The organism is Streptomyces sp. NBC_00370, from assembly GCF_036084755.1.
Classification (GTDB): Bacteria; Actinomycetota; Actinomycetes; order Streptomycetales; family Streptomycetaceae; genus Streptomyces.
In genome coordinates this window covers 5,805,178-5,819,006 of sequence record NZ_CP107968.1, presented here as the reverse complement: position 1 = coordinate 5,819,006, position 13,829 = coordinate 5,805,178, and the positions used below count along the sequence as shown (strand labels likewise).

The following is a 13,829-nucleotide window of genomic DNA, read 5'->3' as shown; positions in this document are numbered from 1 at the left end:
GCGAGACTGGGCGGGTGAGAAACGAAAACACCCTCTTTGTCGGCGGGCCGCTGGACGGACGCGTGCTGCCCGTCATGCCGGGTCCCACGGGCCAGCCGCCCAAGTGGTACGACCTGCCGGTCCCGGACACCGACGGCGGGCCGCCCACGATCCACTCGTACCGCCGCACCCCCGCCGGATACACCAAGCGGCTCGGGCTGCAGCGCGGCTGGACGTACGAGTACGTGCCCGAGGGACACGAGCCCCGCACCCTGAAGTGGCCCTGGTCGAAACCGAACAGCACGCCATAAGATCGCGAGCACCGTGTCACCAGGGGGAGGCTCGCCATGGAGCCGGTAGGGCGTGTCTTACGTCAGGTCGGGCCGTACACACTGCTCGCGCACAGCGGCGCGAGCGCCAGCGCGGTGGAGTATCTCGCGCGCGGCGCCGACGAGGGCGCCGCCGTGGTCGTCCTGTCCGTGGCCCGCCCCGAACTGGCCGGTGCGACCGCCTTCCGCCGCCGGTTCGAGGCCGAGGTGCGCACGGCCGAGCGGCTCTCCGGCGGCTGGGTACGCCCGCCGCTCGACTCCCGTACGGACGAGGCGGCGGAGCCCGCGCCCTGGGCGGCCAGCGCCTATGTGCCGGGGCTGACGCTCGCGGAGGCCATCGCCGTCGCCGGGCCGCTGCCCGAGCGGTCGGTACGGGTACTGGGCGCCGCACTCGCCGAGACCCTGGCCCGCGTGCACCCGGCGGGCACGGTTTTGCAGGGACTCTCCGCCGAAACCGTCCTGCTGGCCGCCGACGGCCCGCGCCTCACGGCTTTCGGCGCCCTGGGCGCAGCGGCGTCCGCGCGACTGGACGCGGGCGGCCGGCTGTCGGTACGGCTCGGCTACCTCACCCCGGAACAGGTCGCGGGCGGCGAGCCGGGAACGGCGTCCGACATCTTCGTCCTGGGCCTGCTGCTGGCGTACGCGGCGACGGGCACGACACCGTTCGCCGACAGCACGGAGATCGGCGGGGCGGAGGCCCGACTCGACGGCGTGCCGGCCGAGTTGCGTCCGGTGGTCGCCTCCTGTCTGGCGAAGGAACCGGCCCGCCGCCCGACGGCGGGCCAGGTGGCGGCGGCCCTGGCGCTGGAGGGCGCGAACGCCCTGGCGTCGGCCGGCTGGCTGCCGGAACGGCTGGAGAGGGCCGTCGCGGAACGGGCCTCGGCGGTAGCGGCGTTGGAGCCGCAGGAGCAGCAACTGCCGCCGCACACGGCCGACCTGGGCACGGCGACCGCGCCGGCGCCCGCAGTGCCGTCCGCTCCCCTGCCGCCTGCCGCCGCCCCGGTCGCCGCCCCGCCGGTCGCCGCCCCGTACGGGGCCACCACCGCCGCCCACGCCCACGCGGCCGCCGGGCCGCCTCCCGTCGCTCGGCCGACTCCGCCGCCCGTGCCCGGTCGGCCGCCCGCCACCCGGCCCGCGGTCGCGCGGGTGGACCGGCGTTCTCTGCTTACCGGGGTGCTGGCCGGGGCTGCTGGGCTTGTGCTGGGCGGGGGCGGGGTGTTGGCCTTCGCCTCGGGTGGGGAGGACGCTCCCGCGAAGGCGAAGCCGGCCCCGCGACGGGTCGCTGTTCCCGGTGTGCCGCCGGAGCCCCGGTGGGCGTACCAGCACAAGACCGAGGCGAGCGCGGCCGTGCTGCAGGACCGGTATCTCGTCCTGACGGCGTCCGCCGCCACCACGTTGGTCGACGTCCACACCGGGCGGGCCCGCTGGGAGCGGCCCGAGGCAGGCTCGGTGCTACGGGCGCAGCCGACGCCCGACGGGCTCGTCTTCGTCGTCGGGGCCGACGAGTTCCGCTGGCTCTCGCCGGTCGACGGGGCGGTCCGGCACCACGTCCCGTTCGCGGACCAACTCGCCGACGGCGGCGCGCTGGAGCTGTCCGGGATCACCGGTCAGTCCGGTTCGGTCGTCTGGCTCACCGGCGCGGCGAAGACGGGTACGGCCGCGAAACCGGCCGTCCGTACATACCTGTTCGCGTACGACGTCACCGGGCGCAAGCTGCTGTGGCGCGCCGCCGTCTCCAACGGCCGTGCGCCGCACGTCCCGAGGTACCAGCTCGTCGCGCTGCTGCCCGACGAGATCGTGGTACGCCAGGACAGCGCGTCGCTCACGCCCGCCCAACTCAAGGCGGCCAAGGGCCACTCGATGTTCCACTCCTTCGACCGGGCCACGGGCGCCCGCAAGTGGTCCAAGGTGCTGGGCGCCGTGACACCTCGCGGGGCCGTGGCGGGGGACGCCACCGGGCTGCTGTTCGGCGCCGCCGGCGCCGATCTGTACGCGGTCGGCGCGGGGAACGGCAAGCGGCGCTGGCTGCTGAAGGGCAGGGCCGCTGCCGCGGGGACCGCGCCGCTGGCCTTCGGCACCGGGGCCGTCGACGGCTCCACGCTGTATGTCGCCAACCGGTTCCAGGACGTGTACGCGATCGACCCGGCCACCGGCGAGGCGCGCTGGAAGCGGTCCACGGAGGCCGCCGTGTGGAGCGGGGTGCCGGCGGTGACGCCGGTCGCCGGCGGCAGGACACTGCTCGCGGGGGACGGTCTGCAGCTGACCGCGTTCGACGCGGCGGACGGCCGCCGGCTGTGGAAGTTCCAGAACGCGGGCGGGACCCCGAGCCAGTCGCCCGCACCCGCGCCCGAACCCGTGGCCCAGGCGCCGTACCGTGCCCTGGCCGCAGGCAGGGACGTGGTCGTCGGACGCGACCGGATGTTCTATCTGCTGCCGTTGGGCTGACCGGGTCCGCAGGCCGGTGTTCCGGCCGCCAGCCGCCACGCCGTATGACATACACATCGGCCCGCCCGGGGTGACTCCGTTGCGCCGTACTGCCTACATACGGGCCAATCACCCCACTTATCGGATCATCATCACCTAGGACTGGACACTCCGAACCGCAACCGGAGGTGATGACGTGTCAGGCAGACTTCTGCGATCCGTCTGTACGGCGGCGCTGGCCACCGCGACCGTGCTGGCGGCGGTGCCGTTCGCCTCGACCGCCGTCGCCGAGCCACCGGGCGGCGCAGCTGCCGCGCCGTCCCCCGGAGCCACCGGCGCGACCACCGCGCCCGCGGCACCCGGGCCACCCGGCGCCCCGGCAGCCCCGGCAGCGCCCGCCGCGCCCGCTGCCCCCGGCGCCGTCCCGGAGACCGTCCCCGCCATGCTCACCCGGCTTCAGCAGCTCTACCAGCAGTCGGAGGAAGCGGGCGAGGCCTACAACACCACCGAGGTGGCCCTCACCCGCCAGCGCGCTGCCACGAAGCAGCTGACCGCCTCGCTCGCCCGGGCCCGCGCCGCCCTCGCCCGTAACCGCGCCGACGTCGGACAGCTCGCCCGCGCCCAGTACCACGGCCAGTCCGACCTCTCGGACTATCTGCGGCTGCTGCTCGCCGACGACCCGCAGCACGCCGTCGACCAGGGGCGGCTGCTGGCGCGCGCCGCGCGCGGCAGGGCGGCGACGCTCTCCGGTCTCACCAAGGGCGAGAAGCACGCCGACGCCCTCGCCACCGCGTCCCGCAAGGCGCTCGCCACCCAGCAGTCGCTCACCGCGCGCAAGAAGCAGCAGCGCGACACGGCCGCGGCGAAGCTCCGCCAGGTCACCGCGCTGCTCGCCGGGCTCAGCGGTGACCAGGTCGCCCAGCTCAACTCCCTTGAGCAGAGCGGCACGGAGGCGGCCCAGCGGAAACTGGTCGACTCGGGCGCGCTCGGCCCGCAGAGCCGGACCGGCCGCACCGCACCGTCGGCGCAGGGCGGCGCCGCCGTGCGGTACGCCGTCGGGCAGGTCGGCAAGCCGTACCAGTGGGGCGCCGAGGGGCCCGGCGCCTTCGACTGCTCCGGGCTGACCTCGCAGTCCTGGGCGCACGCGGGACGGACGATCCCGCGCACCAGCCAGGAGCAGTGGCGCCGGCTCCCCCGGGTGCCGCTGAACCAGCTGCGCCCCGGCGACCTGGTGGTCTACTTCCCCAAGGCCACGCATGTGGCGATCTACCTGGGGGACGGAAAGGTCGTCCAGGCACCGCGTCCCGGCGCCGCCGTCAAGGTGTCGCCGATCGCCGCGAACCCGCTGCTCGGCGCCGTACGCCCGGACGCCGCGCTCTGACCCGGGGCCAGGGAGCGGATCCATCAGGCGGCGCCCGACACCTCGGCGAGGTACGCGTTCGTCAGGGCGGGCTCGTAGAAGAAGTTCTCGAAGTCGGCCGGATCGTTGAAGCCGTTGGCGAACCGGTCGGCGACCGGCTGGAGTTGACCCCCCGCGCCGATCAGGTTGAGCACATGCTCCGGCGGCACGCCCAGCATGGCGTTGGTCCACTTGGTGACGTGCTGGGCGGTGTCCCAGTAGCGGTCGAACGTGGCCCGCATCCACGCCTCGTCGAACTGCCCGTCGCCGTGCGCCACTATCGCTTCGAGGTACGCGGCGGCGCATTTGGCCGCCGAGTTGGAGCCCTGCCCGGTGATCGGGTCGTTGGCGACGACGACATCGGCGACCCCCAGGACGAGCCCGCCGCCCGGCAGTTGCCCCACGGGGTTGCGTACGGTCGGCGCGTACCGCCCGGAGAGCGTGCCGTTGGCGTCCGTCAGCTCGACCTTGGTGGCGCGCGCGTACTCCCACGGCGTGAAGCGCTCCATCAGCTCCAGCGTGAGCGACAGATGCTCGGCCGGGTCCTTGACGCCCTGGAAGGCGTCGAGCGGGCCGCCCGGTACGCCCTCCCAGAAGAGGATGTCGGCGCGTCCGCTGGTGGTGAAGGTCGGCATGACGAACAACTCGCCCACGCCCGGCACCAAATTGCACCGGACGGCGTCGAAGTCCGGGTGTTCGGGGCGCGGGCCGAGACCGTGCACATAGGCGACGGCGAGGGCGCGCTGCGGGGCGTCGTACGGGGAACGTGAGGCGTCCCTGCCGAACATGGAGACCAGTTCGCCCTTGCCGGCGGAGACGAGCACCAGGTCGTAGGTGCGGGCGAAGAAGTCCAGGTCGGAGACGGCAGCGCCGTGGATGACCAACTGGCCGCCGCGCTGCGCGAAGGTCTCCATCCAGCCGGCCATCTTGACCCGCTGGTCGACGGACTGCGCGTAGCCGTCGAGCTTGCCGACCCAGTCGATCGCGCGGCTCGCGTCGGGCGCGGCGACGGAAACGCCGAGCCCCACGATCCTCGGGGCCTGCGACTCCCAGAAGTTGAGCTGGAGATCGCGCTCGTGCTGGAGCGCGGTGTGGAACATGCACTGGGTGGACATGACCCGGCCGGTCCGGATCTCGTCCGCCGTGCGGTTGGACATCAGGGTGACCTCGTAGCCCTGGGACTGCAGTCCGAGGGCGAGTTGGAGACCGGACTGGCCGGCTCCCACAATGAGTATCTTCCGCATGGCGGGCTCTCCGTCGGGGTGCGTGGTGCGCGGTGCGTGCACTGGTCGTGTGGGGGGTGGCGTTGCGAAGGGGGGTCGGACCGGTACGCAGGCTACTCTTGGGTGTTGTCGAGTGCGTGCTGCACCAGGGTGAGCAGCGACTCGACGGCCGTGACCCGGTTGCGCGCGTCCATGGTCAGCACGGGGATGTGCGCCGGGACGGACAGTGCCTCGCGTACGTCGTCCGGCTCGAACAGCTCGGTGCCCTCGAAGTGGTTGACGGCGACGACGTACGGCAGCCCGCAGCTCTCGAAGTAGTCGAGCGCGGGGAAGCAGTCGGACAGCCGCCGGGTGTCGGCGAGGACGACGGCGCCGATCGCGCCGCGCACCAGGTCGTCCCACATGAACCAGAACCGCTGCTGTCCCGGCGTGCCGAAGATGTACAGCACCAGGTCGTTGGAGAGCGTGATCCGCCCGTAGTCCATCGCCACGGTCGTGGTGAGCTTGGCGGGCGTCGCGCTGAGGTCGTCGGTCTCCGCGCTCGCCTGCGTCATCAGCGCCTCGGTCTGGAGCGGTGTGATCTCCGAGACGGAACCGACGAAGGTCGTCTTGCCGACACCGAAGCCGCCGGCGACGACGATCTTCGTGGCGACCGGTGCGCGGGTGCGGTCCAACTGCCAGTCCTGGAGCTGTTCCTCGGGCACGTCGGCCGGACTGCCCGGGGCCCCGTCGAAGAGCCCGGCCGCCGGGGCGGCGGTCACGTCAGAGACGGCGGAGTCCATCCAACACCCTTTCCAGCAGCGCACGGTCGGGCTGGCCGGTGCCGTGCCCCGTCCCGTACACACGGATCTTTCCCTGGTCGGCCAGGTCGCTGAGGAGCACCCGGACCACCCCGAGCGGCATCTTCAGCAGCGCCGAGATCTCGGCGACCGTGCGCATCCGGCGGCACAGTTCGACGATGGCCCGCATCTCGGGCATGACGCGCCACGCGGCCCCGCCGTCGGTCAGTTCCCTGCGCTCGTCGGCCGCCTCGATCGCGGCGACGAACGTCTCCACGAGCAGCACGTGCCCGAAGCGGGTACGGCCGCCGGTGAGCGAGTACGGGCGGACCCGCGCGGGGCGGCGGTCGCCGCCGCGCACCGGGAGTCTGCGGGCCTGGGCACCGGCGGACCCGGCGGCGGCGGTCATCGGGCGTTCTCCATGGACTTGCGCAGCTCGCTGCGGAGTTCGGGCGTCAGTACGTGTCCGGCGCGGCCTACGAAGAGCGCCATGTGGTACGCCACGACGCTCATGTCGCAGTCGGGCGCCGCGTGCACGCCGAGCAACGAGCCGTCGCTGATGGACATGATGAAGACGCTGCCCTCCTCCATGGCGACCATCGTCTGCTTGACCCCGCCGCCGTCCATGAGCTTCGCCGCCCCGATGGTGAGGCTGGCGATACCGGAGACGATGGTGGCCAGGTCGGCGCCAGCGCCGCGCGGTCCCTCGCCGCGTGGCGCGCCGCCCGCCGCCTCCGCGGCCGCGCTGTTGTGCTCCTGGTCGGAGGAGAGCAGCAGCAGTCCGTCGGACGAGACGACCGCGACGGAACGTACTCCTGGCACCTCCTCGACGAGGTTGCTCAACAGCCAGTGCAGGTTTCGGGCTTCGCTACTCAGTCCGAATGTGCTGGTCGCTGTCAACTGCGTGCCTCCTCGACTGTCTCCCCCGCCTCTTCGTCACGTTCCCCGTCCCGCGCTCCGGACGCTATCGGGTCGGTGCCGTCCGTCCGGTCGGAACGCTCGGTGAGTTCGGCCTCGACATCGCGTCGGCCGTCCTTCGCGCCCTGGTGGAAGCCGCCGAGCCGGCGGCGCAGCTCCTCGGCGTCGACGCTGCCGGTGCGTTCGGTGGGCGAGGTCGCCGCCTTGACGACCTTGGGGGTTCGCTTGGGCAGTCCCTTGTCGGTGACCGGATCGGACTCCGGTCCTGTCTGTTCGGGTTCGGACGCGGATGCCGCCGGTTCGGACGCGGATGCAGCCGGCTCGGACGCGGGTGCCGGGTCCGGCTCCGCGCTCTGCTGGCGCGGCAGCCGCATGGTGAAGGTGTCCTGGTCGACGTCGGCCCGTTCGTGCGTGTCGGGGCCGACGGCGTACGGGTCCTGACGGACCCGCGCGGGCGCCGCCGTCTCGCTCTCCACCTCCCGGATCGTCTCCTCGGCCGCCGCGATCAGCGGATCGGGAGCGGCCTGACGGGCGGGCAGCGCGTTGGAGTTGGCCTCGGCGACCGAGCCCGGCTGGTGGACGGCGGGCGCGGGTCCCGCCGTCGGCGGCGGGTACGCGGCGGCCGGGACCGGACCGGTCGAGGGCTGCGTCGCGGGGAGCAGCGCCTGCGGCAGTACGACGACGGCCGCGAGCCCGCCGTCCTCGTGCTTGCGCAGATGGACCCGTACGCCGTGCCGCGCGGCGAGGAGGGCCGCCACCCGCAGTCCCAGGCCCTCGCTCTCGGCGGGTGCGCCGGGGGTGCCCCAGGCGTCACGCGCGCCCTGTTCGCCCCGGTCGCTCTGGGTCGCCTCGTCCAGCAGGGCGTTCAGCTCGCCGAGCCGGTCCTCGGGCATGCCGATGCCCTTGTCCTGGACGGAGATCATCACCTCGCCGCTCTCCAGCAGCCACCCGGACAGCTCCACCTGGGCGTCGGGCGGCGAGAACGAGGTGGCGTTCTCCAGCAGCTCGGCGACGAGATGGCTGAGGTCGTCGGCGGCGAAGCCGGCCACCTGGGCGTGCGTGGGCAGCGACTGGATGGTGATCCGCTCGTACCGCTCGATCTCGCTGACGGCGGCGCGCAGCATGTCCACGAGCGGTACCGGGCCCGGGTGGCTGTGGCCGTGTTCGTGCTCGGCGAGGACCAGCAGGTTCTCGCTGTGGCGGCGCATGACCGTCGCGAGATGGTCGAGCTTGTAGAGCGTGGCGAGCCGGTCCGGGTCCTGCTCGCGCTCCTCCAGCGACTCGATGACGCCGAGCTGCCGCTCGACGAGGCCGAGGGAGCGCAGCGAGAGGTTGACGAAGGTGTGCTCGACGGTGTTCCGGAGCTGGGCCAGCTCGGCGGCCGTCCGCTCCGCGCGCTCCTGGAGTTCCGCCTGGTCGTGCGGTTCCGTGCGCCCGTGGAGTTCCGTGTGCTCCTGGAGCGCGGGGTGCTCCTGGAATCCCGTGCCCCGCGCCGCGGCCTTCGCACTGGCGCCGATCGGAACGGTCGTCTCGCCGCCCGCGGGACCGGGCCGGTCGAGAAGTCCCGCGACCCTGCTGTGCAGCGCGTTGAGGGACCGTACGACCTGGGCGAACTCGTCGTTGCGGCCGGTGAACCGCACCGGCTCGGCCGTCCCGGGCGCTTCGGCCAGCCGGGCGGCGCCGATGCGCAGCACGGCGAGCGGCCGGGTCAGCGTGCGGGCGACGGCCGTCGCGACGCCGACGGCGATCAGCAGCAGGCCGCCGAGCAGCGCGAAGCGCAGCTCCAGCGCGGTGACGTCGTCGTCGCGGACCTTTTCGAGCCGGGTGAGCTGGTCGCTGCCGAGGCCCGCCTCGACGCCGCGCATCTGGTCGATACGGGCGGACAGGGCCGTCCTGACCTTCTCCTGGTCGGTGGAGCGTTCGGACTCGGAGAGTTCCGGGCGGTCGGTGAGCTTCTTCAGATAGCCGTCGGCCGCCGTGATGTCGGGTCCTGTGACGGTCCTGGCGAGAGAGTCGCGCGTCTGGCTGTCCGCGGTGCGGTCGAAGTCGGCGAGCGCGGCGAGTTCACCCGTACGGGTCTGCTGCGCGGCGGCGCTGAGCGCGTCGCGCGCCGCGTCGTTCTTCTTGTTGGCCGCCAGATCGTCCGAGGACGGCACGGGGAGGCCGGTGACCGGGTCGATGACCGTCGTCGCCTCCTCGTCGGCGGGGACGGCCAGCGCGCCCAGCAGCAGCGCGCGGGTGCCGGACGCCCGGTCGACCGCGCTGTCGAGGTCGACGGAGGCGCGGACGTCTCCCGCCACCTCGGCGGGGGCGCGTTCGGCGAGCCGCTCGGCGACCGCGTGCAGGTCGTCGATGACGTCGGAGTAGGCGCGGTACGTGTCGGGGGCCGCGTCCTTGCCGGTGAGGGCGGAGGCGCGGACCGACGGCACGGTGGAGAGGTCCCTGAGCAGCCCGGCCGACGCGGATCCGGTGGCCCGGATCTCGTCGATCTGCCGGTCGACGCGTGCGCGGGTCTCACGGGAGACCTGATGGCCGTCCGCGTCCTTCGCGTCCTTCTCGGATTCGCCCTTCGCCGGGCGTCCCGCCGCCACGTACACGACGGCCTCGTCGCGTTCGTCGGCCAGCGAGTGGGCGAGCGTCACGGTCTGCCGGTTCAGCTCGGCGAGGGTGACGAGCCGCTGCGCGTCGTTCAGACGGGTGGAGGCGTCGAGTACGCCGGGCACACCCGCGGCGACGACAGTGACGGCGATGACCGCCACACCGGCGAACAGCCGGCTGCGCACCCGCTTACGGCGCCCTTCGCCCGGAGTGTCAGCTGTCATGCCGCCGTTGCCCCGAGGCCGCTTCTTCTGCACCGGTGCTCGCATTCTTGACTCGTCCGCCCATGAAGCAGAGGTGACGACCGGTCACTACGAGACAACCCCCACCCCTGGCACGGCTTCAGACCATCCCAGCGCATCCGGGAGGGGGGCGCGCATCGGCCGCTCCGCCACCTGAACGAGTGAACATCACGGAGGAGTTGACGAACAACTTCCGGATCAGCGCTCCGGGTGCCGCCCCGGAGCGCCGGGTGGACCTTCCGCCCGCGCTTTGGCAGGATGCGCGCCCGCACCGCCGCGGAAGAGATCATTCCGCTCCGTCGGTCCTGCTGACCAGGCGGTACGGAGATTCCACGCCCGGTGCAGGGCCGGTGAAGGAGTCGGCAGGAGCTGGGGCGGACTCGTGCAGACTTGATCCCATGCGCATCGAACTCGCCACCGCACCCGGAGTCACCGAACGGCCCAACGAGGACTGGACATCCGTGGTCCTCCCGGCGTCCGGCGAAGGCGGCTCGCTGATCCTCCTGGACGGTGTGACGCCCCCGGCTGGCGATGTCGGTTGTGTGCACGGTGTGCCCTGGTTCACCGCCAGGCTCGGCGGCGCGCTGGCCGAACTGTCCGCTTCGCGACGGGATCTGACGCTGCCGGAGATCCTGGCCGACGCCATCCGGCGTACCGCCGACGCACATCGCGACACTTGTGACCTTTCTCACGTGCGGACTCCGCAGGCAACCGTGGTGATGGCCCGCTGGGGCGCGGACTCCGTCGAGCATCTGGTGCTCTCCGACTCGACGCTGCTGCTGGAGGCGCCGGACGGCGCTGTACGGGCCGTCGTGGACGACCGGCTGCACCGCGTCCCGCTCGCCGCCCTGCGCTCGGCGGCGTCGGCGGACGCGCTGCGCAACGCGGAGGGCGGTTTCTTCACGGCGGCCGCCGACCCGTCCGCGGCGGCGAAGGCCGTGACGGGCCGTACCCCGGCCGCCGACGTACGCGCCCTGCTGGCCCTGACGGACGGCGCGGCCCGGTGGGTGGAGATGTTCCACGAGGGCGACTGGGCGGACTGTCTGGCGCTGGTGCGCAAGAGCGGTCCGCAGGAGCTGATCGACCGCGTACGGGCGACCGAGGACACCGACCCGGACGGCGCCGCCTTCCGCCGCTGGAAGAAGAGCGACGACGCGACGGCGACGTACGTGGAGGTGTGAGCGGCCCCGCCGCGGGCCGGCCCCGGAACCGTCGGCCGGCCGTTTCAGCCGCCCCTGTCAGCTGCCCGTACGGGCGTTCATGTGGTGCAGCAGCCGGGCCAGCTCGGCGATCTCGGCGCGGTCCCAGTCGGCGAGCTGTCGTACGTACCGGCCTCTGCGCGCGTCGCGCACCCGCTGGAAGCGGGCCAGCCCCTCGCCCGTGAGGCGTACGAGTGACGCGCGCCCGTCGGCGGGGTCACGCTCGCGGGTGACAAGTCCGAGGTCCTCCAGCGCCCGCAGCTGACGGCTCATCGTCGCCTTGCCGACACCGAAGTAGGCGGACAGCTCGGTGGCCCGCTGATAAGTGGTTTCCTCCAGCCGGACGAGCAGCCCATAGGCAGCCGGTTCGAGTTCGGGATGGACCTCGCGCGCCATCTCGCCGGAATTCGATCTGGCCCGGCGCAGAAACACTGCCAGCTCCCGCTCCAAGGCGAGGAATTCGTGGTCCACACCACTCGTACCGGCCGGGCCCGGTTCATTTCCCGGTTTACTCCCGTGCACGTCAGCACCCATCACGCGCTTTCCCGCTCCTGAAAGTTTCTTTCACAGACGGCCATTGCCGCAGCTCCGTCATTATTTCGTAGGTTTAGTCCAACGGCAGCAGCGTGGCAACCTTCCATCGTCACGTCTACGTGCGTAGCGTCACCACTGACATGTCCATACCACGACTTGTCGACACGTCCATGAGATCCCCCCACCAGGTCTTCCGGAGGCACGCAATGCCCGTGCACAGATCCGTGACACCCGGCCGCCCGCTCGTCGCGGCGACCACAGCTCTCCTGGCAACCCTCGCGCTCCTGCTCACCCTTCCCGGTGCGGCGGACGCGGCAACCCCCGACCCCCAACCGGTACCCGGTTCGCAGCACGCACCGGGCACCCGACCGGTACCCGGTACGCAGCCCGTACCCGGTACGCAGCCCGTACCCGGCTCCCAGCCGGTCCCTGTCCCCCAGCCGGCCCCCGATCTGCCCGCGCCGGGCTCCGCCTACATGGGCATGGGCGTCCTGGCGCACGACGGGCAGGGCGGACTGCCGCCCGACACCCGCGTCACCCAGACGCACGGCGTCGACGTCTCCAGCCACCAGGGCAGCGTGAACTGGGCCGCCCTGTGGAGCAGCGGCGTCAGGTTCGCGTACACCAAGGCAACCGAAGGAAGTTCGTACAAGAACCCGTCGTTCGCACAGCAGTACAACGGCTCGTACAGCGTCGGGATGATCCGCGGGGCTTACCACTTCGCCACTCCCAACAGCACGAGCGGCGCGGCCCAGGCCAACTACTTCGCCGACAACGGCGGCGCCTGGTCACGCGACGGGAAGACCCTGCCGGGTGTGCTCGACATCGAGTGGAACCCGTACGGCGCCTCCTGCTACGGCAAGTCGCCCAGTCAGATGGTCAGCTGGATCAGGGACTTCCTGAACACCTACAAGTCACGCACCGGCCGTGACGCGGTGATCTACACGGCGACCAGCTGGTGGAGCTCCTGCACCGGCAACTACGCGGGCTTCGGCAACACGAACCCGCTCTGGGTGGCCCGCTACAACACGACGGTCGGCGCCCTGCCGGCCGGCTGGGGCGTCCAGACGATCTGGCAGTACACGTCGACGGGCCCGACCGTCGGCGACCACAACCGCTTCAACGGAGCCCTGGACCGCGTCCAGGCCCTCGCGAACGGCTGACCCGGCCTTTCGCGGCATGCGGCGCGGTCCCGGCCGGTACCACCGGCCGGGGCCGCGCCCGCCGTATGTCCGCCGGCAGCCGGGGTCTCGGTCCGGCGGGCTCTCGGTCCGGCAGGATCTCCGTGCAGCGGGCTCTCAGTACAGCGCGCGCAGGTCGGTGAGGAAGTCGCGGGTGTCGCGGGCGGACTCCGCGTGGGCCACCATGCGGTTCATCGCCTCCAGGTGCTCCATGACCTCGGTCTGCTGGTCGAGGAAGAGCGCGCCGGTCAGATATTCGATGTAGACCATGTCGGGGATCTCCGGCACGTCGAACCGGAACAGCACGAACGGGCTGTACGTCCCCGCGTGGTGGCCCGCCGAGAGCATGGCGACCTGCAAGGTCACGTTCGGCTGGGCCGAGACGTCGAGCAGCCGGTCGAGCTGACCGCGCATCACCTCGGCCGACCCGACGGGCCTGCGCAGCACGGTCTCGTCCAGCACCGCCCAGAACCGTGGCGCGTCGGGGCGGGTGAGCAGGCTCTGGCGCTCCATCCGCAGGGCGACGTGCCGCTCGATCCGCGCGGGGTCGCGCTGCCCTACGGAGCCGGTGGTGAGGATCGCCCGCGCGTAGTCCTCGGTCTGGAGCAGCCCCGGTACGAAGTGCGGCTCGTAGCAGCGGATGGTGCTCGCCGCCTCCTCCAGGCTGACGTAGCCGCTGAACCAGTCGGGCAGGATGTCGTGGAACCGCTGCCACCAGCCGGGCTGGTTGGCCTCGTCGGCCAGCCGGAGGAAGACCTCGACGTCCTCGGCCAGCAGCCCGTAGGCGGGCAGCAGGATCTGTATGTACGGGATCTTCAGCGCGACCTCGGCCATCTCCATCCGGCGCACGGTCGCGGCCGTGACGCGGAGCAGCCGGCCGGCGTCCTCCCTGCTCAGTCCGGCCTTCTCCCGCAGGGCCTGGAGTTGTCTGCCGAGGACGAGCTGACCGATCGTCGGGGCGGAACGGGGCTCGCTCACATCACACTTCTCACTCGGGACTGCACCTGCGTACCGGTCAGTCTGA

At 72.3% G+C, this 13,829-nt stretch carries 12 protein-coding genes; 5 read left to right on the top strand and 7 right to left on the bottom strand.

Features of this window, described 5'->3' with window-relative positions:
- The first annotated feature begins 14 nt into the window (after window positions 1-14).
- The 3 genes from OHS57_RS26070 (at window position 15) to OHS57_RS26060 (ending at window position 4,113) form a co-directional block, all read left to right on the top strand.
- Window positions 15-290, top strand: coding sequence for a hypothetical protein (locus OHS57_RS26070; protein ID WP_328583515.1), 276 nt, complete (start codon window positions 15-17; stop codon window positions 288-290).
- Window positions 291-326: 36 nt separating this feature from the next.
- Window positions 327-2,753 carry an outer membrane protein assembly factor BamB family protein gene (locus OHS57_RS26065; RefSeq protein WP_328583514.1) on the top strand — a complete coding sequence of 809 codons (2,427 nt, stop codon included), beginning with the start codon at window positions 327-329 and terminating at the stop codon, window positions 2,751-2,753.
- Between the two features lie 175 nt (window positions 2,754-2,928).
- Window positions 2,929-4,113: a C40 family peptidase gene (locus OHS57_RS26060; RefSeq protein WP_328583513.1), complete on the top strand. Its 1,185-nt coding sequence runs from the start codon at window positions 2,929-2,931 to the stop codon at window positions 4,111-4,113.
- A gap of 23 nt (window positions 4,114-4,136) precedes the next feature.
- Here OHS57_RS26060 and OHS57_RS26055 read toward each other — a convergent pair whose 3' ends face one another.
- The 5 genes from OHS57_RS26055 to OHS57_RS26035 form a co-directional block, all read right to left on the bottom strand.
- A complete protein-coding gene (locus OHS57_RS26055; RefSeq protein WP_328583512.1) occupies window positions 4,137-5,375 on the bottom strand; it encodes a styrene monooxygenase/indole monooxygenase family protein in 1,239 nt (412 codons plus the stop codon).
- Between the two features lie 92 nt (window positions 5,376-5,467).
- Entirely contained in the window at window positions 5,468-6,136 is a 669-nt protein-coding gene (locus tag OHS57_RS26050) for a GTP-binding protein (protein WP_328583511.1), read from the bottom strand.
- A complete protein-coding gene (locus tag OHS57_RS26045) occupies window positions 6,117-6,542 on the bottom strand; it encodes a DUF742 domain-containing protein (protein ID WP_041984417.1) in 426 nt (141 codons plus the stop codon). Before OHS57_RS26045 ends, OHS57_RS26050 begins: the two co-directional genes overlap by 20 nt.
- Window positions 6,539-7,033, bottom strand: a complete 495-nt coding sequence (locus tag OHS57_RS26040) for a roadblock/LC7 domain-containing protein (protein WP_041984420.1) — start codon at window positions 7,031-7,033, stop codon at window positions 6,539-6,541. The genes OHS57_RS26045 and OHS57_RS26040 overlap by 4 nt, the downstream gene beginning before the upstream one ends.
- Entirely contained in the window at window positions 7,030-9,873 is a 2,844-nt protein-coding gene (locus OHS57_RS26035) for a sensor histidine kinase (RefSeq protein WP_328583510.1), read from the bottom strand. Before OHS57_RS26035 ends, OHS57_RS26040 begins: the two co-directional genes overlap by 4 nt.
- A gap of 416 nt (window positions 9,874-10,289) precedes the next feature.
- Here OHS57_RS26035 and OHS57_RS26030 point away from each other — a divergent pair, with 416 nt between their 5' ends.
- Window positions 10,290-11,072: a hypothetical protein gene (locus tag OHS57_RS26030; protein WP_328583509.1), complete on the top strand. Its 783-nt coding sequence runs from the start codon at window positions 10,290-10,292 to the stop codon at window positions 11,070-11,072.
- A 57-nt stretch (window positions 11,073-11,129) separates the two neighbouring features.
- Here the strand turns inward: OHS57_RS26030 and OHS57_RS26025 are convergent, their stop codons facing one another.
- Entirely contained in the window at window positions 11,130-11,624 is a 495-nt protein-coding gene (locus OHS57_RS26025) for a MarR family transcriptional regulator (protein ID WP_078863416.1), read from the bottom strand.
- Between the two features lie 206 nt (window positions 11,625-11,830).
- Here OHS57_RS26025 and OHS57_RS26020 point away from each other — a divergent pair, with 206 nt between their 5' ends.
- A complete protein-coding gene (locus tag OHS57_RS26020; protein ID WP_041984425.1) occupies window positions 11,831-12,787 on the top strand; it encodes a lysozyme in 957 nt (318 codons plus the stop codon).
- A 135-nt stretch (window positions 12,788-12,922) separates the two neighbouring features.
- Here the strand turns inward: OHS57_RS26020 and OHS57_RS26015 are convergent, their stop codons facing one another.
- Window positions 12,923-13,783 (bottom strand): helix-turn-helix domain-containing protein, encoded by an 861-nt coding sequence (locus tag OHS57_RS26015; RefSeq protein ID WP_041984429.1) that lies wholly within the window; start codon window positions 13,781-13,783, stop codon window positions 12,923-12,925.
- Between the last annotated feature and the right edge of the window lie 46 nt (window positions 13,784-13,829).